19 protein-coding genes are annotated in these 21,648 nt (G+C 54.0%); 5 read left to right on the top strand and 14 right to left on the bottom strand.

The window, feature by feature from the left end:
- Positions 1 to 392 precede the first annotated feature (392 nt).
- Positions 393 to 806: a winged helix-turn-helix domain-containing protein gene (locus tag OGX80_RS06745; RefSeq protein ID WP_012135723.1), complete on the top strand. Its 414-nt coding sequence runs from the start codon at positions 393 to 395 to the stop codon at positions 804 to 806.
- Between the two features lie 85 nt (positions 807 to 891).
- Here OGX80_RS06745 and araD read toward each other — a convergent pair whose 3' ends face one another.
- The 8 genes from araD to yiaK form a co-directional block, all read right to left on the bottom strand.
- Positions 892 to 1,587 carry an L-ribulose-5-phosphate 4-epimerase gene (gene araD / locus OGX80_RS06740; RefSeq protein WP_115180980.1) on the bottom strand — a complete coding sequence of 232 codons (696 nt, stop codon included), beginning with the start codon at positions 1,585 to 1,587 and terminating at the stop codon, positions 892 to 894.
- Positions 1,581 to 2,441 (bottom strand): L-ribulose-5-phosphate 3-epimerase, encoded by an 861-nt coding sequence (locus tag OGX80_RS06735; protein ID WP_012135721.1) that lies wholly within the window; start codon positions 2,439 to 2,441, stop codon positions 1,581 to 1,583. The genes araD and OGX80_RS06735 overlap by 7 nt, the downstream gene beginning before the upstream one ends.
- Positions 2,434 to 3,096 (bottom strand): 3-keto-L-gulonate-6-phosphate decarboxylase UlaD, encoded by a 663-nt coding sequence (gene ulaD, locus OGX80_RS06730; RefSeq protein ID WP_115180981.1) that lies wholly within the window; start codon positions 3,094 to 3,096, stop codon positions 2,434 to 2,436. Before ulaD ends, OGX80_RS06735 begins: the two co-directional genes overlap by 8 nt.
- Positions 3,093 to 4,598, bottom strand: a complete 1,506-nt coding sequence (locus OGX80_RS06725; RefSeq protein ID WP_115180982.1) for an FGGY-family carbohydrate kinase — start codon at positions 4,596 to 4,598, stop codon at positions 3,093 to 3,095. Before OGX80_RS06725 ends, ulaD begins: the two co-directional genes overlap by 4 nt.
- 90 nt (positions 4,599 to 4,688) lie before the next feature.
- The gene (locus OGX80_RS06720) at positions 4,689 to 6,008 is read right to left on the bottom strand and encodes an MFS transporter (protein WP_047460323.1); all 1,320 of its coding nucleotides are present in this window, start codon (positions 6,006 to 6,008) and stop codon (positions 4,689 to 4,691) included.
- A 105-nt stretch (positions 6,009 to 6,113) separates the two neighbouring features.
- Positions 6,114 to 7,043: a DUF4862 family protein gene (locus OGX80_RS06715; RefSeq protein ID WP_115180983.1), complete on the bottom strand. Its 930-nt coding sequence runs from the start codon at positions 7,041 to 7,043 to the stop codon at positions 6,114 to 6,116.
- Between the two features lie 22 nt (positions 7,044 to 7,065).
- Positions 7,066 to 7,530, bottom strand: coding sequence for a YhcH/YjgK/YiaL family protein (locus OGX80_RS06710; RefSeq protein WP_115180984.1), 465 nt, complete (start codon positions 7,528 to 7,530; stop codon positions 7,066 to 7,068).
- Between the two features lie 11 nt (positions 7,531 to 7,541).
- Positions 7,542 to 8,540: a 3-dehydro-L-gulonate 2-dehydrogenase gene (yiaK, locus tag OGX80_RS06705; RefSeq protein WP_115180985.1), complete on the bottom strand. Its 999-nt coding sequence runs from the start codon at positions 8,538 to 8,540 to the stop codon at positions 7,542 to 7,544.
- A 218-nt stretch (positions 8,541 to 8,758) separates the two neighbouring features.
- Here yiaK and yiaJ point away from each other — a divergent pair, with 218 nt between their 5' ends.
- Both yiaJ and OGX80_RS06695 read left to right on the top strand, forming a co-directional pair.
- Positions 8,759 to 9,574, top strand: coding sequence for an IclR family transcriptional regulator YiaJ (gene yiaJ / locus OGX80_RS06700; RefSeq protein ID WP_058668270.1), 816 nt, complete (start codon positions 8,759 to 8,761; stop codon positions 9,572 to 9,574).
- Between the two features lie 117 nt (positions 9,575 to 9,691).
- Positions 9,692 to 10,165, top strand: a complete 474-nt coding sequence (locus OGX80_RS06695) for a 4Fe-4S dicluster domain-containing protein (RefSeq protein ID WP_115180986.1) — start codon at positions 9,692 to 9,694, stop codon at positions 10,163 to 10,165.
- A gap of 35 nt (positions 10,166 to 10,200) precedes the next feature.
- Here OGX80_RS06695 and avtA read toward each other — a convergent pair whose 3' ends face one another.
- Entirely contained in the window at positions 10,201 to 11,451 is a 1,251-nt protein-coding gene (gene avtA, locus OGX80_RS06690) for a valine--pyruvate transaminase (protein WP_058668269.1), read from the bottom strand.
- Between the two features lie 175 nt (positions 11,452 to 11,626).
- Positions 11,627 to 13,657, bottom strand: coding sequence for an alpha-amylase (gene malS, locus OGX80_RS06685; protein ID WP_115180987.1), 2,031 nt, complete (start codon positions 13,655 to 13,657; stop codon positions 11,627 to 11,629).
- A gap of 316 nt (positions 13,658 to 13,973) precedes the next feature.
- On the opposite strand from malS, the gene OGX80_RS06680 reads away from it, so the two are divergent.
- A complete protein-coding gene (locus tag OGX80_RS06680) occupies positions 13,974 to 14,798 on the top strand; it encodes a protein bax (RefSeq protein ID WP_024131053.1) in 825 nt (274 codons plus the stop codon).
- Between the two features lie 102 nt (positions 14,799 to 14,900).
- Here the strand turns inward: OGX80_RS06680 and xylR are convergent, their stop codons facing one another.
- The 4 genes from xylR to xylF all read right to left on the bottom strand — a co-directional run bounded on the left by xylR (position 14,901) and on the right by xylF (position 19,932).
- Complete coding sequence (xylR, locus tag OGX80_RS06675; RefSeq protein ID WP_115180988.1) at positions 14,901 to 16,079, bottom strand: D-xylose utilization transcriptional activator XylR; 1,179 nt, start codon at positions 16,077 to 16,079, stop codon at positions 14,901 to 14,903.
- Positions 16,080 to 16,161: 82 nt separating this feature from the next.
- Positions 16,162 to 17,343, bottom strand: a complete 1,182-nt coding sequence (gene xylH / locus OGX80_RS06670; protein ID WP_012135705.1) for a xylose ABC transporter permease XylH — start codon at positions 17,341 to 17,343, stop codon at positions 16,162 to 16,164.
- On the bottom strand, positions 17,321 to 18,862 hold the full coding sequence (locus tag OGX80_RS06665; protein WP_012135704.1) for a xylose ABC transporter ATP-binding protein: 1,542 nt from the start codon (positions 18,860 to 18,862) through the stop codon (positions 17,321 to 17,323). Before OGX80_RS06665 ends, xylH begins: the two co-directional genes overlap by 23 nt.
- A gap of 77 nt (positions 18,863 to 18,939) precedes the next feature.
- Positions 18,940 to 19,932, bottom strand: a complete 993-nt coding sequence (gene xylF / locus OGX80_RS06660) for a D-xylose ABC transporter substrate-binding protein (protein ID WP_286471152.1) — start codon at positions 19,930 to 19,932, stop codon at positions 18,940 to 18,942.
- 366 nt (positions 19,933 to 20,298) lie between these two features.
- On the opposite strand from xylF, the gene xylA reads away from it, so the two are divergent.
- Positions 20,299 to 21,621, top strand: coding sequence for a xylose isomerase (gene xylA / locus OGX80_RS06655; RefSeq protein ID WP_047460345.1), 1,323 nt, complete (start codon positions 20,299 to 20,301; stop codon positions 21,619 to 21,621).
- Positions 21,622 to 21,648: the final 27 nt, after the last annotated feature.

The following is a 21,648-nucleotide window of genomic DNA, read 5'->3' as shown; positions in this document are numbered from 1 at the left end:
ACGGGAAATCGCACATGTAGGCTCGATAAGCGTAGCGCCATCGGGCATGGCGCCGGGGAGAGTGAAGCCGCTGTTCGGTCGTAGGGAACCCGGCGCAGCATTATTAACTGTAATTTGAGATAAATATATAATATTTAATTGTCACATGCACCAGCCCTGTCTATTTAGCTTATACTGCTAATCGTTTGTCTTTAGTAATTACATTAATTTATACAAATATTTTTTTCAGCTATTAAACCTATACCCCATCAGAAAGGTGTGGGAAAAGAGTTGTGTCGGTTAACTATTGAAAATAAATTGCTTTTTTTTACACTTGAGGCTTACCCAATAATCAAGGAGGAGGTGAACATGAGCAGGTATCTCTGGTTTAGCTCAACGTGAGTATCTAAAGTATGGAATATCAGTTACATGGATTTATGATTGGCAGGGAAATATTCCTTGATATTAACGAAGCTCGAATTTTCCGGCTGCCGGTTAATAAAATGGATAGCGTCATCTCTTTCTGTGGAGTGTTTTTTAATCGGACAATGCTCCATCTGTTTGTTTACCTTTTGGTCAATGCACGTTCACAATATGTCTCAAAGGATGAATTACTCATCAACGTTTGGGAAAAAAATGAATTATGTGCTTCCACGCAGCGTTTATCTAAAGTCGTCAAAAATCTAAATAATAAATTAAGTCTGCTGGGGCTACCGAAGAATTCAATTGTCTGCGTGAAAGGAAGTGGATACATACTGGCACTGGATGATATTCAACCGCTTTATAGTGTGGTGGACAATGTAGATTATCAATACCGATATCGCTGAGGTCAGTAACCGTTTATTCCGTAGCGTGATGTCGCCTTCGGATTCTTACCCTGGACGTTTTACGCCCAGGGATTTTTTTATTGTCTTACTGCCCGTAATAGGCGTTCGCGCCGTGTTTACGCAGATAATGTTTGTCGAGCAATTCTGGCTGCATATCCGGTAGCTGCGGCGTGAGCTGGCGGGAAAACAGCCCCATATAGGCGCACTCCTCAAGCACCACGGCGTTATGCACGGCGTCAGCGGCGTCTTTCCCCCAGGCGAATGGCCCGTGTGAATGGACTAATACCGCCGGGATCTGCATTGGGTTCAGACCGCGCTCTTCAAAGGTTTTGATGATTACCTCGCCCGTCTGGTATTCGTATTCCCCTTTAATTTCCTCCACGGTCATCAGCCGGGTACAGGGGATTGCGCCATAGAAATAGTCGGCATGCGTGGTGCCCCAGGCGGGCAGGTCAAGACCCGCCTGTGACCAGATCGTTGCATGGCGGGAATGGGTATGCACAATTCCGCCGATCTGCGGATAACGACGATAGAGCGCCAGATGCGTCGGCGTATCGGATGAGGGCTTTTTGCTGCCTTCAACGACCTTGCCGCTGGCGATCTCCACCATCACCATATCGTCGGCGGTCATGACGTCATATTCAACGCCGGAAGGTTTAATGACCATCAGTTTTCGCGTTTCATCGACGGCGCTGACGTTACCCCAGGTGAATGTCACCAGATGGTGTGCCGGAAGCGCCAGATTGGCTGCCAGCACCTCGGCTTTTAACTGCTCTAACATGTGAATCCTCCTTCCTGCATACGCGCTTCTATCCAGCGCCGCGCCTGGATAATTTCCAGCACCGGCTCTTTGGCCTTTTCCGTCCACATCTCAATCAAAAACGCGCCACGGTAGTTCAGCTCATGCAGCGTTTTGAAGATGCCGACAAAATCCACGCACCCTTCGCCGAACGGCACGTCGCGGAACTGACCGGGGCTGTTCTCGGTCACCGGCTGCGTGTCTTTCAGGTGGATGGCGGCGATGCGGTCAATACCGAGCTTCAGCTCAGCGGCGACGTCGTTGCCCCAGGCGCTGAGATTGCCGACATCCGGGTAAACGCTAAACCACGGCGAGGCGAGCAGCGCGTCCCATTTTTTCCATTTGCTGATGGAGTTCATAAAGGCGGTGTCCATGATCTCCACCGCCAGCATCACCTGCGCCGCTGCGGCTTGCTCCACCGCCCACGCCAGCCCTTCGGCAAAGCGTTGTTGCGTACCTTCGTCATGTTCTTCGTAATAGACGTCATAACCCGCCAGTTGAATGGTGCGGATACCCAGATCGCGCGCCAGGTGAATCGCTTTGGTCATGATGTCGCGCGCCCGCTGGCGTACGGCCTCATCGCGACTGCCGAAGGGAAAGCGACGATGCGCGGACAGGCACATTGACGGGATGGCCACGCCGGTTTCCAGCATGGCGGTCACCAGCGACGCCCGCTGCGTGGGGCTCCAGTCCAGGCGCGACAGGCGTTCGTCGGTCTCATCCACCGACATTTCGACAAAGTCAAAGCCGCAGCTTTTCGCCAGCACCAGGCGCTCCGGCCAACTGAGGTCTTTTGCCAGCGCTTTTTCATAGATACCTAACGGATGATTACGCATGCTGCTCTCCCCAGATGGCGTTAATTTGCGCGTGGAACCCGGCAGCAACCTGTGCCGGATGCGCCGCCCCTGCCAGCGCGCGTCCGGCGATAAATGCTTTGACGCGAATATCTTTAAACAACGGCAGATCGGCAGGCGTAATGCCGCCGGTAATCGACAGCTCCAGGCCAATATCAGAAAGCGCCTTCATCCGTGCCAGATCCGCGTCTCCCCACTGCTGTCCGCTGGCCTGCGCGTCGCGCCCACGGTGGTAAATCGCCTGACGCACACCGGTGCGATACCACGCACGGGCATCGTCCAGCGTCCAGTTGCCGAACAGCTCCATTTGAATTTCACCGCCGCAGGATTGCGCGACGGCATGGCCTTTCTCCACCGTGGCGAGCGGCGCCGCACAGATAATCGTCATCCAGTTGGCGCCTGCGGCAAAAGCCTGCTGCGCGAGCGTTTCGCCCGCATCGGCCACCTTCCAGTCGGCAACGATGATTTTATCCGGGCACAGGGTGCGCAGCGCTTTCACCGCGCCCAGCCCCTCGGTTAAACAGAGGATGGTGCCAGCCTCAACGATATCGACGTGGTCCTGTAACAGGGCGACATCGCGAAGCGCCGCCTGAAGGTTGGTGTGGTCGAGCGCCAGTTGCAGTAATGGTCGGCTCATAATGCGTGCTCCTTAATGCGGGCGTGGTAGCCCTGTAATGCCTGAATCAAATCCTGGTATTGGTGGTATTTGCGCTGATAAAGACGGTGCGCGGCCATGTCGGGCATCAGCGTGCGTACCGGGTGCCGTAAGGCGTGCTGAGCCTCGCTGAAACTGCGGTATACGCCGGTGCCGACGCGGGCGGCGAGCGCGGCGCCAAAGCAGCCGGTCTCTTCAACCTGCGGCAGTTCGATGCGCAGGCCGCTGATATCCGCCAGCATCTGCATCCAGACGTCGGAGTGCGCCGGGCCGCCGGTCACGCGCAGGGTGTGCGCCTCAGTAAAGCGTTCGCGCATACGGTTGAGATGGGTCATGTGGCTGAACACCACCCCTTCGTAAATGGCCTGTAGCAGATGCGCGCGGGTATGCAGCGCTTGCATGCCGTAAAAGCCGCAGGTCATCTCCAGCCCGGCATTGCTGCCGTACAGAAACGGCAGGAAAAAGAGTTCGCCGCTCGCTTTCGGCAGACTGGCGACGGCCTGGTTGATCTCGTCAAAAGAGAGTTCGCCCCATTGGGCGGTAAACCATTCAAGATTGCCGGATGAGGTAGGGCTGGCTTCGTGAACGATGTACTGCCCGTCGTTGACGTAGCGGCCATAGACATAAGGGTGCGCTTCGTGGTCGCGCAACCCCTCGGTGATCCCGCTGGTCACCGCCCAGGTGCCCATCACCGCGTTGAGGGTGAATTCATCTTCAATACCGGCGCAGAGCGCGGTGGAAACCACGTCAAACAGACCACCGACGACGGGCGTGCCCGCCTTCAGACCGGTGATGGCGGCTGCCTGAGCAGTGATCTCCCCGCATATTTCGGCTGACCCCATAATGGGGGGCAGCGCATCGTCGATTTCACTGATGCCCAACCATTGGGTCAGGCGCGGGTCATACTGCCCGCTGCTCATGTTGTAGAGGTTGGACTCAGAAATGTTGCTCTCTTCGCACCCTTTTATGCCGGTTAAGCGCCAGCGCAGATAGTCATGCCCCATCATCACGCAGCCAATTTGTGCGTAACGTTGAGGGTCGTTCTCTTTAATCCAGCGCAGCAGAGAGGCGGGATGCCCGGTCCACAGCGTCTGGCGGGTAACGGGGTAAAGCTGTTCAGGAATGCCGTCCTGCTGCCAGCGCTGGACAATCTTTAGCGCCCGGCGGTCGGAAGAGAGAATGGCGCTGCCCAGCGGCTGCTCCTGCCTGTCGAGCAGAAACAGTCCTTTACCCTGAGCGGAGATACCGACGCCTTTAATTTGCTCGCCGGAGATGCCTGTACGCTGCAAAAGCCCGGCAATGGTGGCTGCACACTGTTGCCAGAGCTGGTGCATGTCGCGTTCGGCGTAACCCGGCAGTGGCGTTGCCGTCTGTAACGACTGCCGGTTGATCCCATGCTCATGACCTTTGGCGTCATACAAACCGGCTTTCAGATAAGTACCGCCACAATCGATGCCCAGCCAGAAGGCCTCTTTCTCTCTCATCTTTCATGTCTCATTTTTGCCGGATGGCGCCACGCTTATCCGGCCTACGGGTTTTGTAGGCCCGGTAAGCGCTGCGCCCCGGGCATGGTGTTACGCGGCGTGTTTACGCGGGCTCATTGTCTTTGCCGGTGTCGAACCCGCATCGCATTTCGCGGGCAGCAACAGCGCCAGCAACGCGGCCAGCGCCAGGGAGATCGCCAGGCAATAGACGCCCGCATCTTTGCTGTACAACGTGATCAGTACGCCAACCGCGTAGGGGCCGCAGAAGCCGCCGAGGTTGCCAAGCGCGTTGATAACGCCGCGTGCGCCGCCCGCCATCTCGGCGCTGAACAGACGTGCCGGGATCGTCCAGAAAACGCCCGCCGCCGATTGCAGGAAGAAGCCACAGCCGACCAGCGCGGCATAGGCCAGCCAGATTTGGTTTTTCAGCGCCACCGACAGGAACATGCACAGGGCGAAGCCAATCAGCGGCAGGCAGACAAACAGTTTGCGTTTACCCGTGCGGTCGGATAGGAAAGAGAACAGGAACATCCCGGCGATCGCGCCGACGTACGGCAAAATGGCGAGCATGCCGACTTGCCCCATGCTGCTGTGGGTCAGCTCTTTGAGGATGGTTGGCAGCCAGAGGGTGTAACCGTAAATCCCGGTCTGATAGAAGAAGTTCAGGGCGATAAGTTGCCACATGGTTTTGTCGGAAAGGACCGCGCTGAGAGAGGCGTTTTTGACTTCGCTTCCGGCAATGGCTTTCTGTTCTGCGGCGAGGGTTTCCACCAGATAGTTTTTTTCCGCCCCGGAGATCCAGCGGGCTTCCTGCGGCCGGTCATAAATGGTGTACGCCCACAGCACCAGCACGACGAGAGAGAGCAGACCTTCAATAATGAACAGCCAGCGCCAGTCGAGTACGGTGATTATCCAGCCGGAGAGCGGGGCGGTGATAATCCCGGCAATCGGCACAAACATAATCACAATGGCGTTCGCACGACCGCGTTCAGCATCCGGGAACCAGTTGCTGATCATCGTCAGTACGACGGGCAGCATGCCGCCTTCCGCCACACCCAGTAAGAAACGCAGGGCAAGCAATTGATACTGGTTGGTGATTAAGCCTGTGAGGACGGAAATGACCGCCCAGGCAACCAGCGACCAGCCGATAAATTTCTTGCCGCTGCCGTGAACGGCGATTTTGCCGCCGGGAACCTGTAAGAACAGATAGCCGATGAAGAAAATCCCGCCAGCCAGACCGGCCATAGTGGCGGAAATACCTAATTCGGCATCCATTCCGCCAGGCATCGCGAAAGCAATATTCACGCGGTCCATATAAGAAATAATACAGGTAATCAGAATGGGCGGAATAATTCGCAGCCAACGCTGACGAGGTATATCTTTTTCTGTAGGGCGAGAGGTCATATTCATCTTCGTATTCTCGTAAAGTAAGTATTCTGGCGATGAAAAGTAAATTATTTAATGCCTGATGACGTTTTGCTTATCAGACCTACGCCGCCATCCGGCAACGTCTTATTATTTGGCGTTATTTAATGCCGTAATGCCGTCGCGTAATATCGCTACGCGGTGACTGACGTCGGCATTAGCGTTAATTTCCAGTAACTTAATACCCATGAATTGCAGAACGTCTGTTCCTGCGCAGGTCAGTAATTCACGGGCATGTTCTTGCGTCATCATGCTGTCAGGGCAGAAAGGCGCGAAAGGCGCATGTAAATCCTGCCATTCGCCGTATTCACCGCTTTGCGTTGTACTGGAGAACATCAGCGCGCCGAGTTTACCGGCCTGTTTTACCTGCTGCGTATGGGTTAGTGGCAGGGTGGTGTTGCGTCCTTCAATGGCGGAACGCGCCCAGTTAATGCAAACGCTGATGTCGTAGTCGGCAATTACCTCCAGCACGTTGTCCAGAGGCAGGAATCCTTTGCGCGGCGCGGCGCTGGTCATCGCGTCGCAGTGTTCCAGCACCAGGTCGCACGGCCAGTCCCAGCCAGCGATCTCTTTCACTGAACGGGCAAATGCGTCCGTTGCCTGCGCGACGTTTGGGTTATCGGCCAGCGGTGCGGCGTGCAGCTCAAGCGCGATCACTTTCCCGGCGCTTGCCGCGTTGATTGTCGTGATCTTCTGGTAAAGGTGGCGATAGTACGCCACACAGGCCTGACGCTGATCTTCATTGCTGGAGGCCAGCCCAAAGCCGCGGTTTTCACCGCGACGGCGCATGGTTTCCATAATCGCCGTCACGACGATTTGCCAGTTGCCTGGCGTATGGCGCAATAACCACGCGTCGCCGAGTGGGTGAAGATGTTCAAGGCAGGGTTGCTCCAGCCCACGAATATCAGGAGTATCGGAGAGTTGCCGCCAGAATTCCTTCTCTTCCTCTTCACTCTTTTGGTGAAATGAGGGTGCACAGGGATACGCACCGATAATATAACCGGTATTGTTCGTTTTCATGTTGTGCTCCAAAGATAACGTTTTATAAAGCGGATATTGCCACTTTAACGACGATTTTCCGTATGGGTGTCGCGACCGTTTTATTGCAGCCAGGGCGATGAACATCCTGCGGGAAAAAAATAGCGTAGCTTCCCGGAACCATTTCAAAGAAAGATTCATGTTCACTGTCGTGATAGAAAATAATATCGCGCTGTTCTAATAACGATTCGCTGATTTGGTTATTACCGGTGTCGATGGCAACCCCTATTTTTTCTTCACCCCAGGCGAGAAACTGAATATCCAGATAACGGCGATGAACTTCTGGACGGTTTTCAGCCGCAGTGCGGGTGGTTAAATCAATTATCTGGGCAAAAATATTTTTGCCGTCGATTTCCACCACCCCAGGGTCCAGCATGCGAAAGTCGGTAGTGCGTAAGAAATCGAGCGCCTTTTCAATCGCGTCTGGCAGACGACACGGATTGGGCTGTGCGATATGTCCAAATATCATGCTATGCCTCCTTACAGCGCCTGGATTTTGGCCCATATGCTGTCATCGACGGTGATGCCGTTGCGGCGATTTTCATCCCGCAGCCGGGTAAATTCGTGGCCTGGCAGACGGATTGCCACGTTCTCATCGGCGCGCTCAGCGGTGGTGACGAAATCCATAATGCGCTGGAGTTTGGCATCGCGCGTGGCGCCATCAATCAGCTTATCGACCTCAATAGCGATGAAGATCTGCGAAACGCCGTATTCGTCGCTGTTTTCCTGGGTAACTTCGGCAACGGAAGCGCCGTCGGAAAGCAGGGTGGCGATCATATCCAGCACAATCGACAGACCTGACCCTTTCCAGTAGCCCATCGGCAAAATGCGGCGATTTTTTTCGATCACGCCAGGTTCTTTGGTCAAATTGCCTTCATCGTCGAACCCGCCGTCTACCGGCAGTTCACGTCCCGCCAGCCGGTTCACCTCTAACATGCCGTAGGAGAACATCGACATCGACATATCGATCATGGTGATTGGCGATGAAGGGATGGCGACAATCAGCGGGTTCGTGCCAATGCGGCACTCTTTTGACCCCCACGGCGGCATCACGGCGATAGAGTTGGTCCAGCAGATGCCGATGTAGCCTTTTTCCGCCGCCTGCCAGCCGTAGCTGCCGCCGCGCATCCAGTGGTTGGCATTGCGTAACGCCACCAGGCCGATGCCGTGGTCGGAAGCCAGTTCAATGGCGCGATCCATCATTTTTTTCGCCGTCAGATTGCCGATGGATCGCTGAGCATCCCACTGCTCGATGGCGCCAAGGCTGGTGATGCGCTGCGGTCTGGCATCAGGAATGATGTCGCCATTATCCAGTTGCTGAATGAAACGGGGAAAGCGATTCACGCCATGCGAATAGACGCCGGATTCTGTGGTACGGGCAAACATTTCTGCACAGGCGTCAGCCGTTTCCGCCGCAACGCCGCGCGCCAGCAGCACCCGATTGAACGCCTCTTTTAACTGCTCAAAAGTCACTTTCATTCCTGCTTCTCCCGTTTATTTTTGACCGCTTTTTTATCTTTAAATTTCACTATGCGAAATCTGATTTCAAATATAGCGATCAAATTTTGACAGATCAACGGGGTGGTCTATTTTTTAAAATCATCAAAATCAAATAGTTGTGTTTTTTCGGTTCAGATCGTGAACTGAAACACACTTTGCGCTACCATCAGAGCGCGACGAAAAGGGGAGCGGAAGCGATGGGCATAAAAGAGAGCGAAATGACGCAAGAAAAAGAGAGGCCAGCCGGTAGTCAGAGCCTGTTCCGTGGTTTGATGCTGATTGAGATCCTCAGTAACTACCCGAACGGATGCCCGCTGGCGCACTTGTCTGAACTGGCCGGGCTGAACAAAAGTACCGTGCATCGACTGCTACAGGGATTGCAGTCCTGCGGGTATGTCACCCCCGCGCCTGCCGCCGGAAGCTATCGTCTGACCACTAAATTTATCGCTGTCGGGCAGAAAGCCCTGTCATCGCTGAATATCATTCATGTGGCTGCACCGCATCTTGAGACGCTGAATATCGCCACTGGCGAGACCGTCAACTTCTCCAGCCGTGAAGACGATCATGCCATCCTGATCTATAAGCTGGAGCCGACCACCGGCATGCTGCGCACCCGCGCCTATATCGGTCAGCATATGCCGCTGTATTGCTCTGCGATGGGGAAGATTTACATGGCGTTCGGCCATCCTGACTATGTGGAAACCTATTGGGAAAGCCACAAGGATCAGATCCAGCCGTTGACCCGTAACACCATTACCGGGTTGCCGGCGATGTATGACGAGCTGGCGCAAATTCGTGAAAGCGGTATGGCGATGGATCGCGAAGAGAATGAGCTGGGCGTTTCCTGCATTGCCGTGCCGGTGTTTGATATTCACCATCGGGTGCCATACGCCATCTCTATTTCGCTTTCGACGTCCCGGCTTAAGCAAATTGGCGAGAAAAATCTGCTCAAACCCCTGCGTGACACCGCGCAGGCGATCTCGAATGAGTTGGGTTTTACCGTGCGCGATTAAGGCAGGCGCCCGGAAGATGATGGGCATCTGACAAAATTTAATCGTTTCCCTCGTCGGATCAAAGCAGCGATCGCGCCCTCTCTGGCACTCTGGGGTTTTACGCAGGTGGAGAGGGCAATGAACCGATTTATCATGGCGGATGCGGCGAAATGTATCGGCTGTCGTACCTGTGAGGTTGCCTGCGTAGTGGCGCATCAGGAGAACCAGGACTGTGCGGCGGTGTCGTCCGGGGAATTTGTCTCCCGCATCCGGGTCATTAAAGACGATGCGTTTACCACGGCGGCGGCATGTCGCCAGTGTGAAGATGCCCCCTGCGCGAACGTGTGCCCAACGCAGGCCATTCGCCGCGATCATGGGCACATCTTCGTGGAACAAGCGCACTGTATCGGGTGTAAAAGCTGTATGCTGGCGTGCCCGTTCGGCGCGATGAACGTTGTGTCGCGAACCTCACGCGTACAGGCGATTAAATGCGATCTCTGCTGGCACCGTGAAACGGGCCCGGCATGCGTGGAGGCTTGCCCGACTGACGCGTTGCAGTGCCTTGATGTGGAAAACGTGCAGCGACAACGACTGCACGCGCAACCCGTCTGAGTGTCACCCCGGCCAGGCGATGACCGGGGGGGCTGTCAGCCTTCGCGCCAGGCGCGCTCAACCTCTTCAGCAAGAATTTTCACCCCTGCCTCAATTTTTTGCGGATCGGGAACGTAGTTCATCCGCATGCACTGGTGCGTATGCGGCCAGGGTTTGTCCAGCCCCGGGAAGAAGTAGTCGCCGGGAACCATCAATACGCCGCGCGCTTTCAGACGCTGGTACAGCAATTCAGTCGAAATCGGCAAATCTTTGAACCACAGCCAGAGGAAAATAGCGCCTTCCGGTTTATGGATCAGGCAGCGATTTTCCGGTAAATACCGGCGAATGGTCGCGATTGTTTCCAGTACGCGCTGGTAGTAGAACGGTTTTATTACCGTTTCCGACAGGCGCAGCAGGTCGTTACGCTTAATCATTTCGCACATCATTGCCGGGCCAATACCGCCAGGCGACAGGCTGATAATGCCGTTCATATTGGTGATGGCGGTGATGATTTTTTCATTGGCGATAATGATGCCGCAGCGGGTGCCGGGCAGCCCCAGTTTGGAGAGGCTCATGCACAGGATGATATTCGGATTCCACAGCGGGCGTGCTTCGCTGAAAATAATGCCCGGGAAGGGAACGCCGTAGGCGTTATCGATCACCAGCGGGATGCCGTGCTGATTGGCAAGGGTATCCAGCTTCATCAGCTCTTCGTCGGTAATCACATTGCCTGTTGGGTTAGTCGGGCGCGACACGCAGATCATGCCAGTCTCTTCCCCGATGCGCAGATGTTCAAAATCAACGTGGTATTTGAACTGACCTTCCGGCAATAGCTCGATATTCGGGCGAGCAGAAACGAAAAGATCCTCTTCCAGCCCGGAATCGGCATAACCAATGTATTCCGGCGCCAGCGGGAACAGCACTTTTTTAGTCGTCCCGTCGGCGCGGCGTCCGGCGAAGAGATTAAACAAGTAGAAAAACGCGCTCTGACTGCCGTTTGTTAGTGCAATATTCTGTGGTTCGATATCCCAACCCAGATTCTCACGCAGCAGCGACGCGAGCGCTGTCAGTAGCTCCGTTTTTCCCTGCGGACCGTCATAATTACAAAGCGCATCAGTGGCTTTGCCGTTTTCCAGCATTTCGCCCAGTAGCGAATGGAAGTAATTCTGCATTTCCGGGATTTGCGCTGGATTACCCCCGCCGAGCATGATTGCGCCGGGCGTGCGTAAGCCGTCATTGAGGTCTTCCATCAGGCGGGTAATGCCTGAATGGCGGGTAAATTTGTCGCCAAAAAGTGAGAATGTCATAGCAGGTGGTCTGTCGAACTCATTATCAAAGTGGCTAACCATAGCGCTACCTATGGCAGGGTGCAAATCAGGCGTTAACGCCGTGGTTGATGCTTTATGCTGAAGATTTTTATCTGGCTGGTGTTTTGTTTTGATGAGACGTCCGGCGGATGGGCACGCCGGACGTCAGGCAGGATTAAGGGCGACCCGCCCAGACGACCATGACCTTATCGCCGTCGTGCTCGCGCACAAAACCGTATCCCTGCTTTAGCGAGAGCGTGGTTTGCTTACCGGCGCCGATGGCGGGGTGTCTGGCGCGGAACTGGCTGATTCGCTGCCAGTGGGCGACGGTGGCGGCGGATTTACCGTTGATATCCTGCCAGTTCATGTCAGAACGGGTGCCTTGCAGCGGATCGGAACCCGTCGGGCCAAAGGGGCGTGCGGATTCGTCGCCATAAAAGATCTGCACGGCGCCGGGCGCCAGCAGCAGAAGCTCTGCGGCCTTATCGCCGCCTTCCCGAAAGAGGCGCGTGTCGTGCGAAGAGAGATAACTCAGCACGTTGAAATCCTGTAATTTCTCTGCCATTTGCTGCCAGGTGGCGTCCATATCCGCCAGACAATCGACCGCTTTTGCCGCCTGCTCCTGGTAATCAAAGTTGATCATCGCATCAAAGCCGTGGCGGTAATAATCACTCTGCATGACACCGTGGCCCCAGGCTTCACCGGTCATCCAGAAAGGCGTGTCGTCCAGCGTCTTTTCCGGGTTGGCCTGTTTCCACTCGGTCAACGCCGCGCTGGCCTGGTTTTTCAACTGCTGCCAGGCAGGAAGTTCGACGTGTTTGGCGGTATCTACGCGGAACCCGTCGATGCCGTAATCACGCACCCACTGACTGAGCCAGTGGGTCAGATAATCCCGCGGCGTGTAGCCCTCAATGGCTTTTGCACGGGTATCCGGTTTGTTTTTATAGAACACCGGCAGGCCGGAAGGGGTTGTGGATTCCGTTTTAATATCGGGCAGGAAGGCCAGTGACATGGTCAAATCGTCAAAGCCTGGATTGTCATAATCGCCAATATCCGTGCGAATCCATTCTTTCCCCCACCATGCTTCCCATGCCGCTTTGTCGCTGAAGTTGATGTAGTCATTAAAGCTGTGCCAGCTTTGCCCGGCGGCGGGCTTCCAGTCGGTCCAGCGTTCGCCCAGCGTCTTTTTCAGCTCATCGCCTTGCAGATACAGCGCGCCAAACCGGAATGTCTGCATGTCCGCCAGCGTGGCGTAGCCCGTGTGGTTCATCACCACATCAAACAGAATACGGATGCCGCGCTGGTGTGCGCCATCGACTAACGCGCGAAGGTCGTCCTCGCTGCCCATATTGGCGTCCAGCGTGGTCCAGTCCTGGGTGTAATAGCCGTGGTAGGCATAATGCGGGAAGTCCCCTTTCGTACCGCCGCCGACCCAGCCGTGGATTTGCTCGAACGGCGCGCTGATCCACAGGGCATTCACTCCCAGGTGTTGCAGATAGTCCAGCTTGTCTGCCAGCCCGCGTAAATCACCGCCATGAAAGGTGCCAATCTCCTCCATGCCGTCTTTGTGGCGGCCATAGCTTTGGTCATTCGTCGGATCGCCGTTCTGGAAACGGTCTGTCAGCACAAAGTAGACCGTCGCGTTATGCCAGTTGAATGCGGCGGGCGCGTTGGTTTCCGCGCGTTCAAGCAACAAAAGCCCGTTGCTGGTCGCGCCGGGTTGTAACGTAATCTGACCGTTCTTAACGGTAGCGGTTTGCTGGCTGTAGTAATCGCGCACGACCGCGCCTTCCGGGAAGGTGTGACTCACCTCCAGGGTCAGCGGCGAGCCGTTCCACGTCGGGCACTGGCGCACCGTGCTGGCGACGGGATCGGCGGTGCTTTTTATCGACAGCGTCAGCGTTGGCGTACCGGAGCGGGTATCAATCTCCAGCGAATAGTCGCCGTCTTTAAACAGTCGCCACTGCGGCGGCGTGCCTTCACACGGTTTGAGCGACAGCATCTGATTGAGTTTTATGGCATCAGCAGGTTGCCAGCACTGTTGGTCAATATGCAGCGTCAAAGGGCGCGTACCTTTCGTCAACGCGGCATGGCTGACAAACTTACCCGTACCTTCCGCCGTAAAGGGCGGGAATCCCTGAGATGTCCATGATGAGGCGAATACGATGCCGGGCATAAGCGCCAGCGCAAAAGCGGTAAGTTTCATTACGCTTTCCTTATTGCTGCGATTTTAGCCAGTATGCCGTTGAAAGATAGCGGATAACTCATCCCTCTGGCGTATTCCGCCAGGCTGAGGCGCGAGGGTGAGCGATCGTGCGCAGAAAATAGCCATGTTTTGCGATAACCACCACATTTTCTTCGTATTAATAGCGTTCTTCGCCATTATTGCGTGACAGGGTTTCGGAATTGGACTATTCCTTGGGGTGCTCTTGACGGTTATTTTTGATATGATTTGAGATTCATCTCTCATTTTTTTGAAAAATATAAGGCGTTGGAATGTATAAATCCGACCAGGAGACCTAATGATATTGACGCCCATACGACGATATGGGGCAATGATTCTTATGTTACTCACCGTAGTATTTTCGGGTGAGGTGCTGGCGAAGGCGCACACGACAACAACGAGTCAAAAGTCCCACGTAACCAAGACAGGTCATAAACAGGTAAGCAGTAAACAAGAGTATTCTCGCAATAGTGCAAAGAGTAGTTCACTTCCTGATTTGCGAAAATACCCTTCCGGAACACCAAGGAAAAAAGCGTTTCTCCGGACGGTTATGCCTTTTATCACCAGTCAAAATGCTGCGATTACTGCGGATCGTAACTGGCTGATTTCAAAACAGTACCAGAACCGCTGGTCGCCTTCTGAGCGTACGCGTATGAAAGATATCGCGGCGCGCTACAAGGTAAAGTGGTCTGGCAACACGCGTAACATTCCGTGGAATACCTTGCTGGAACGCGTAGACATCATCCCGACCAGTATGGTGGCGACGATGGCGGCGGCGGAAAGCGGCTGGGGAACCTCTAAACTGGCGCGCAACAACAATAACCTGTTCGGCATGAAATGCGGAAAAGGGCGTTGTACCAATGCGCCGGGTAAAGTGAAAGGTTACTCGCAGTTCGGTTCGGTTAAAGAGTCGGTTAACGCGTACGTGATTAACCTGAACACGCATCCTGCTTACTCGTCTTTCCGTAAGTCTCGCGCCCAGTTGCGTAAGGCGGATCAGGAAGTTACCGCAAGCGCAATGATCCATAAGCTGAAGGGTTATTCGACGAAAGGGCAGAGCTACAACAACTATCTGTTCGCGATGTATCAGGATAACCAGCGTTTAATCGCCGCGCATATGTAATGACCCGATTTTGTAGGCCGGATAAGGCGCTTGCGCCGCCATCCGGCACAAACGCCCGGTGGCGCTTCGCTTACCGGGCCTACAAACGACCACCTGCCACCGCTACAACAACACCTCACTGTACCGATCGCGGTACTCTTTTGGCGTCGTGTCATACTCCTTTTTGAAAACAGAATAGAAATATTGCAGGGATGGGTAGCCGCACATCTGTGATATTTCGTTAATCGGCAGCGTGGTTGAAATTAACAGGCTGCGCGCTTTTTCCAGTTTTTCAGCATGAATAACGGCGTGAATGGTCTCCCCGACGTCTTCTTTAAACCGTTTCTCCAGGTTTGAGCGGGAGATACCGACTGCGTCCAGCACCTGATCGACTTTAATACCTTTGCAGGCATGGTTACGGATGAAATGCATCGCCTGTATGACGGCCGGGTCGGTCAATGAGCGGTAGTCCGTCGAGCGACGCTCAACGACGCGCACAGGCGGAACCAGAATACGTTGCAGCGGCAGCACTTCCTTATCCAGCAGGCGGTGTAGCAGTTTTGCCGCCTGATAGCCCATCTGCCTGGCTCCCTGAGCGACCGATGACAGCGCGACCCGCGACAGATAACGGGTCAGTTCTTCGTTATCAATACCGATGACGCACAGCTTTTCGGGAACCGGGATATGCAGATGCTCGCAAACTTGCAGCACATGTCTTGCCCGGGCGTCGGTAACGGCGATAATCCCGGTTTGCGGCGGCAGGGTTTGCAGCCAGTCCGCCAGCCGGTTTTGCGCGTGCTGCCAGTTTTCCGGTGCGGTTTCCAGCCCCTGATAGACCACGCCACGGTATTTTTCTTGTGCAACCAGTTGGCAGAACGCGTATTCACGCTCGGCCGCCCAGAGCTTGCCGCTGGAGGCGGGCAGGCCATAAAAGGCGAAGCGATTGATCCCTTTTTCTTTCAGGTGCAGAAAGGCGCTTTCCACCAGAGCGTAGTTATCGGTGGCGATATAATGGACGGATGGATAGTGTGCAGCAAGGTGGTAAGAACCGCCGACGCCGATAATGGGCACATCCACATCGGCAAGCGCCTGAGCAATGTCATCGTCATCGTAGTCGGCAATGACGCCATCGCCCAACCACTCTTTGATGTTATCAATTCGCGCGCGGAAGTCTTCTTCAATGAAGATATCCCATTCCGATTGCGATGCCTGTAAATATTCACCCACGCCTTCCACTACCTGACGGTCGTAGGCTTTATTTGCATTAAATAACAGTGTGATACGGTGGCGTTTCTCAAACATAGTTCTTTCCCTGCTGAATCAGTCATAAAGGACAATGCCGGTACGTGTTGACCGGCATTGAGCATGACCCCTTTTCTGGAATTCAGGAACGACGTTTAGTTGCTGAGTCCATCCATACTGCCAGTAACAAGATCGCACCTTTCACGATGTACTGCCAGAATGTGGGCACGTCCATCATACTCATTCCGTTATCAAGAGAGGCCATAATAAACGCCCCCATGACGGCGCCCGCGACGCTACCCACGCCACCCGCCAGGCTGGTTCCGCCGATCACGCAGGCGGCAATCGCGTCCAGCTCGGCAATGTTCCCGGCGGAAGGCGATCCGGCGCCGAGGCGCGAACTGAGTATCAGCCCTGCAATCGCCACCATCAGGCCGTTGATGGCGAAGACTGCCAGTTTGGTTCGCTCAACGTTAATGCCGGAGAGACGAGCGGCTTCCAGATTGCCGCCAATCGCATAAATTCTCCGGCCAAACGCCGTTCGCGTCGCCATAAACATACCGCCAAGCAGCAGGAATACCAGCAGCAGTACGGGCGTTGGAACGCCGCGATAATCGTTCAGCAGCCAGATTGCGCCCAGGACAATGACGGCGGTTAGCGCCTGGCGACCGACTACCGCAGTAGAAGCCGGGGTGCTAAGCGCCAGAGCCTGCCGACGCATACGCCCGCGCCATTGCCAGCCGATAAACGCCATTAAGCTGATGGCGCCTATTGTGAAGCCCAGACCGTTGGATAAGTAGCTCTGACCAATCTGCGACATCGCCGAGCTGGTGGGCGAGACGGTCGTACCATTCGTGATGCCAATGAGAATGCCACGGAAAGCCAGCATCCCGGCCAGGGTGACGATAAACGAAGGGACTTTCCGGTAGGCGACCCACCACCCGTTCCAGGCGCCGAGCAGTAAACCCAGCGCCAGCGTGACAACAATCGTAAGCGGCAATGGCCAGCCCAGCCAGACGTCGCAGATTGCCGCGACGCCGCCTAATAGCCCCATCATTGAGCCAACGGAGAGGTCGATTTCCGCAGAGATAATCACGAAAACCATCCCCACGGCCAGAATACCGGTGATCGCCGTCTGACGAAGCAGGTTGGAGACGTTGCGCGCGCTCAGGTATGCGCCTTCCGTGGTCCAGGTAAAGAACAGCATGATCACAATAATCGCCGCGATCATGACGAACACCTGTAGGTTCAGTGATTTTAACCCAGGAAAACCGCCCGTCAGAGGGGCTGAGAGTTTCACTTCAGACGGATTGTTTTTCGACATGATATTCGCTCCTCAATGCGGCTTCCATCACCTGTTCTTGAGTCAGGTTATGATTCACCAGGTTGGCTTTCAGTTTTCCTTCGTGCATCACCAGGATGCGATCGCTTAATCCAAGAACCTCGGGGAGTTCCGACGAGATGACGATGACAGCAATACCTTGCTGAACAAGCTGGTTAATGAGTTTGTAGATTTCATATTTCGCGCCGATATCGATTCCTCGGGTGGGTTCATCGAGGATGAGAATACGCGGGTTCAGCAGGAGACAGCGCGCCAGTATGGCCTTTTGTTGGTTCCCGCCGCTAAGGCGCCCAATCGCTAAATCAGGCGAGGATGTTTTCACTTTCAGGCGTTGCAGCGATTCCAGAATGCATTTTTGCTCTGCGGCATCGTCAAGATGGCTTATCTTCCCGGTGAACCGATCGAGCGCCGCCAGCGTGATATTTTTCCCGACGGCCATAACCGGCACAATGCCGTCGCGTTTCCTGTCTTCAGGCACCATTGCAATGCCATGAGCGATCGCTTGCTGGCAATGACGAATATCCACGGCCTGATTATCGATCATAACCTTTCCTTCCCAGCGCCCAGGCCAGACGCCGAACAGGCATTGCACTAACTCCGTGCGGCCCGCGCCGACCAGCCCTGCAATGCCGAGAATCTCGCCCCGTTTCAGCGAAAAGGAGACATCATTGACGCGTTTGATGTGACGGTTGACGGGATGCCAGGCGGTAAGGCGCTCAACGCGCAAAATCTCCTCCCCGGTAGCATGCGGCTCATTAGGATAGAGCGCCGTCAGCTCGCGACCGACCATCATGGTGATGATATCGTCTTCTTCCATTCCGGCGGCTGCGCGGGTGCCAATATGTTGGCCGTCGCGGATCACGCAGATTGTGTCCGAGATAGCTTTAACTTCATTGAGCTTGTGTGAGATATAAATACACGCAATATCATGCTGTTGCAGATCGCGAATAATTTCCAGCAGCACGGTGGTTTCTTGTTCCGTGAGGGAGGCCGTCGGCTCATCGAGAATCAGCAGCCGAACTTGTTTATTAAGCGCTTTGGCAATTTCTACCAGCTGTTGTTGCCCCAGGCCCAGGTCGCCCACGCGGGTATCCGGTGAGATAGACAAGCTGACCTGATCTAACAGCTTCTGGCAGCGTAGCGTCATCATGTCGTAATCAAGAATGCCGTTACGGGTGATTTCGCTGCCCAGGAAGATATTTTCCAGCACGGTTAAGTGCTTAACCAGCGCTAACTCCTGGTGAATAATAGCAATGCCCTTACGTTCGGTATCACGAATATGACTGGCTTGCAGTGTTTCTCCCGCAAACAGAATTTCACCTTCATAAGAGCCATGAGGGTAAATACCGCACAGCACTTTCATTAACGTTGATTTACCCGAACCATTTTCGCCGCACAATGAAACGATTTCCCCGGCATTAAGCCTGAGGCTGACGTTATCAACTGCCTTCACTGCGCCGAAGGTCTTGGTAATGTTTTTCATTTCAAGTAGATAGGGCATAACTACTCCACATAAGCCAATGCGAGAACCCGGCATGGAGGGTTTGACGCCCTCCGCTGTTGTAGAGGGCGCAACGTTTACAGATCACTCTTTTTGTGGAACCCGTCTTTAATCACGGTTTCGTCAATATTGGTTTTATTAACATCAATTGGAGTAAGCAGACGGGAAGGGACATCTTTCAGACCGTTATTCAGCGTGGCGTCGGCCTTAGGTTGTTGCCCGTTACCCAGCTCGACGGCGATCTCGGCGGCGGTATTCGCCAGTAGCGTGATGGGTTTATAAACCGTCATGGTCTGCGTGCCTGCGACAATACGTTTAATGCCCGCAAGGTCGGCATCCTGGCCGGAAATAGCGACCTTTCCTGATAATCCCTGAGCGCTGAGCGCCTGAATCGCACCGCCTGCGGTCGCGTCATTGGAAGCGACAACCGCGTCAATTTTGTTATTGTTTGCGGTCAGCGCATTTTCCATAATTTTCAGCGCATTTTCAGGCAACCATCCGTCCACCCATTGATCGCCGACGACGTTAATTTTTCCTGAGTCGATATAAGGTTTTAATACTTTCATTTGTCCGGCGCGGAACAATTTTGCATTATTATCTACCGGCGAGCCGCCCATCAGGAAATAATTCCCTTCAGGCACTTTATCGACCAACGCCTGAGCCTGTAATTCGCCGACTTTTTCGTTATCAAAAGAAATATAAAAATCGATGTCGGCATCATTTATCATGCGGTCGTACGCTAATACTTTTATTCCTTCTTGTTTCGCTTCTTTTACGACATTGCTTAATACTTGCCCGTTATAAGGAATAATGACCAGAACATCAACGCCACGGTTGATCATGTTTTCAATCTGCGGCATTTGGGTTTCTTCATTACCATTGGCAGATTGTACAAATACTTTTGCGCCGAGAGATTCGGCCTTGCTCACGAAAATATCGCGATCTTTTTGCCAGCGTTCCAGACGTAAGTCATCGATAGCCATACCAATTTTAACTTCTTTGGCATGTCCCGTTATGCTGGCGAGCAGGAGTGAAGTGCAGACGGTGAGTAAGATGTTTTTTATCTTCATAATCGTGATGCCTTTTGTTAGAGGGAACAGCGGTAAAAGTAACAATCACAGCGTGAGACGTAGCAGATTTTTAGCAGTTAATACGCGGAAGGCAATTATAGATTTTTATCTTGCAGTTACGATTTTTGGTTTATTTCGTGAATTATGATCGAGATCGTACTTTTAATGACGCATTACGCCCGTTACATTTCGTTGTTGATGAATAACCATTTTTTGCAGACGGTTACTTTTATTTTGCGAGGCAGCGCACACTTACGAATTATCTAAATAGCAGAGTGAAATAACATAATTGAGCAATGTGAATCGAGTAACCAATATTACGCCATTACCCATCCCTCGCCGTATTACCTGATTATGGAGTTCATTATGCAGGCTTATTTTGACCAACTCGATCGTGTTCGTTATGAAGGCCCTAAAAGCACTAATCCGTTAGCTTTCCGCCATTATAATCCAGATGAAATTGTACTGGGTAAACGCATGGAAGAGCATCTGCGTTTTGCGGCCTGCTACTGGCATACCTTCTGCTGGAACGGCGCGGATATGTTTGGCGTAGGCGCGTTCAACCGTCCGTGGCAACAGCCCGGCGATGCGCTGGAGCTGGCGAAGCGCAAGGCGGATGTGGCGTTTGAATTTTTCCATAAGCTGAACGTGCCTTACTACTGCTTCCACGATGTGGATGTTTCGCCGGAAGGCGCCTCGCTGAAAGAGTATAAAAACAACTTTGCGCAGATGGTCGATGTGCTGGAGTCGAAGCAAGAACAGAGCGGCGTGAAGCTGTTATGGGGCACCGCGAACTGCTTTACCAACCCGCGTTACGGCGCCGGGGCGGCGACGAACCCGGACCCGGAAGTCTTCAGTTGGGCGGCGACGCAGGTGGTGAACGCGATGAACGCCACGCACAAACTGGGCGGCGAAAACTACGTTCTGTGGGGAGGCCGTGAAGGGTATGAAACCCTGCTGAATACCGATCTGCGCCAGGAACGCGAGCAGATTGGCCGCTTTATGCAGATGGTGGTGGAGCATAAACATAAAACAGGTTTCCAGGGCACGCTGCTGATCGAGCCAAAACCGCAGGAGCCGACAAAACACCAGTATGACTACGATGTGGCAACGGTTTACGGCTTCCTCAAGCAGTTCGGCCTGGAAAAAGAGATCAAGGTGAACATTGAAGCCAACCACGCTACGCTGGCGGGCCACTCTTTCCATCATGAGATTGCGTCCGCCATTGCGCTGGGCATTTTTGGTTCTGTGGATGCCAACCGTGGCGATGCGCAGCTGGGCTGGGATACCGACCAGTTCCCGGTAAGCGTCGAAGAGAACGCGCTGGTGATGTATGAAATCCTGAAAGCGGGCGGTTTCACGACCGGCGGGCTGAACTTTGACGCGAAGGTTCGTCGCCAGAGCACCGACAAATACGATCTGTTCTATGGTCATATTGGCGCGATGGACACGATGGCGCTGTCATTAAAAGTGGCAGCGCGCATGATTGAAGATGGCGAACTGGATAAACGCGTGGCGAAACGTTATTCCGGCTGGAATAGCGAACTGGGCCAGCAAATTTTGAAAGGCCAGTTATCCCTGAGCGACGTCGCGCACTATGCTGAACAGCGTAATCTGGCGCCGGTGCATCAAAGCGGCCATCAGGAACTGCTGGAAAATCTGGTGAATCATTATCTGTTCGACAAGTAATCGCCATTGCGCCGCGTTTAGCCAACG

The sequence above is a fragment of the Citrobacter sp. CK194 genome, from assembly GCF_030333395.1.
GTDB lineage: Bacteria > Pseudomonadota > Gammaproteobacteria > Enterobacterales > Enterobacteriaceae > Citrobacter_B > Citrobacter_B koseri.
The sequence above is the reverse complement of the archived record's forward strand: the minus strand, read 5'-3'. Positions and strand labels throughout refer to the sequence as shown.

Excerpts from the sequence above, each read along its gene's own strand:
- OGX80_RS06745 (WP_012135723.1), top strand. The coding sequence starts at position 393 with ATGGAATATCAGTTACATGGATTTATGATTGGCAGGGAAATATTCCTT.
- araD (WP_115180980.1), bottom strand. The coding sequence starts at position 1,587 with ATGTTAGAGCAGTTAAAAGCCGAGGTGCTGGCAGCCAATCTGGCGCTT.
- OGX80_RS06735 (WP_012135721.1), bottom strand. The coding sequence starts at position 2,441 with ATGCGTAATCATCCGTTAGGTATCTATGAAAAAGCGCTGGCAAAAGAC.
- ulaD (WP_115180981.1), bottom strand. The coding sequence starts at position 3,096 with ATGAGCCGACCATTACTGCAACTGGCGCTCGACCACACCAACCTTCAG.
- OGX80_RS06725 (WP_115180982.1), bottom strand. The coding sequence starts at position 4,598 with ATGAGAGAGAAAGAGGCCTTCTGGCTGGGCATCGATTGTGGCGGTACT.
- OGX80_RS06720 (WP_047460323.1), bottom strand. The coding sequence starts at position 6,008 with ATGAATATGACCTCTCGCCCTACAGAAAAAGATATACCTCGTCAGCGT.
- OGX80_RS06715 (WP_115180983.1), bottom strand. The coding sequence starts at position 7,043 with ATGAAAACGAACAATACCGGTTATATTATCGGTGCGTATCCCTGTGCA.
- OGX80_RS06710 (WP_115180984.1), bottom strand. The coding sequence starts at position 7,530 with ATGATATTTGGACATATCGCACAGCCCAATCCGTGTCGTCTGCCAGAC.
- yiaK (WP_115180985.1), bottom strand. The coding sequence starts at position 8,540 with ATGAAAGTGACTTTTGAGCAGTTAAAAGAGGCGTTCAATCGGGTGCTG.
- yiaJ (WP_058668270.1), top strand. The coding sequence starts at position 8,759 with ATGGGCATAAAAGAGAGCGAAATGACGCAAGAAAAAGAGAGGCCAGCC.
- OGX80_RS06695 (WP_115180986.1), top strand. The coding sequence starts at position 9,692 with ATGAACCGATTTATCATGGCGGATGCGGCGAAATGTATCGGCTGTCGT.
- avtA (WP_058668269.1), bottom strand. The coding sequence starts at position 11,451 with ATGACATTCTCACTTTTTGGCGACAAATTTACCCGCCATTCAGGCATT.
- malS (WP_115180987.1), bottom strand. The coding sequence starts at position 13,657 with ATGAAACTTACCGCTTTTGCGCTGGCGCTTATGCCCGGCATCGTATTC.
- OGX80_RS06680 (WP_024131053.1), top strand. The coding sequence starts at position 13,974 with ATGATATTGACGCCCATACGACGATATGGGGCAATGATTCTTATGTTA.
- xylR (WP_115180988.1), bottom strand. The coding sequence starts at position 16,079 with ATGTTTGAGAAACGCCACCGTATCACACTGTTATTTAATGCAAATAAA.
- xylH (WP_012135705.1), bottom strand. The coding sequence starts at position 17,343 with ATGTCGAAAAACAATCCGTCTGAAGTGAAACTCTCAGCCCCTCTGACG.
- OGX80_RS06665 (WP_012135704.1), bottom strand. The coding sequence starts at position 18,862 with ATGCCCTATCTACTTGAAATGAAAAACATTACCAAGACCTTCGGCGCA.
- xylF (WP_286471152.1), bottom strand. The coding sequence starts at position 19,932 with ATGAAGATAAAAAACATCTTACTCACCGTCTGCACTTCACTCCTGCTC.
- xylA (WP_047460345.1), top strand. The coding sequence starts at position 20,299 with ATGCAGGCTTATTTTGACCAACTCGATCGTGTTCGTTATGAAGGCCCT.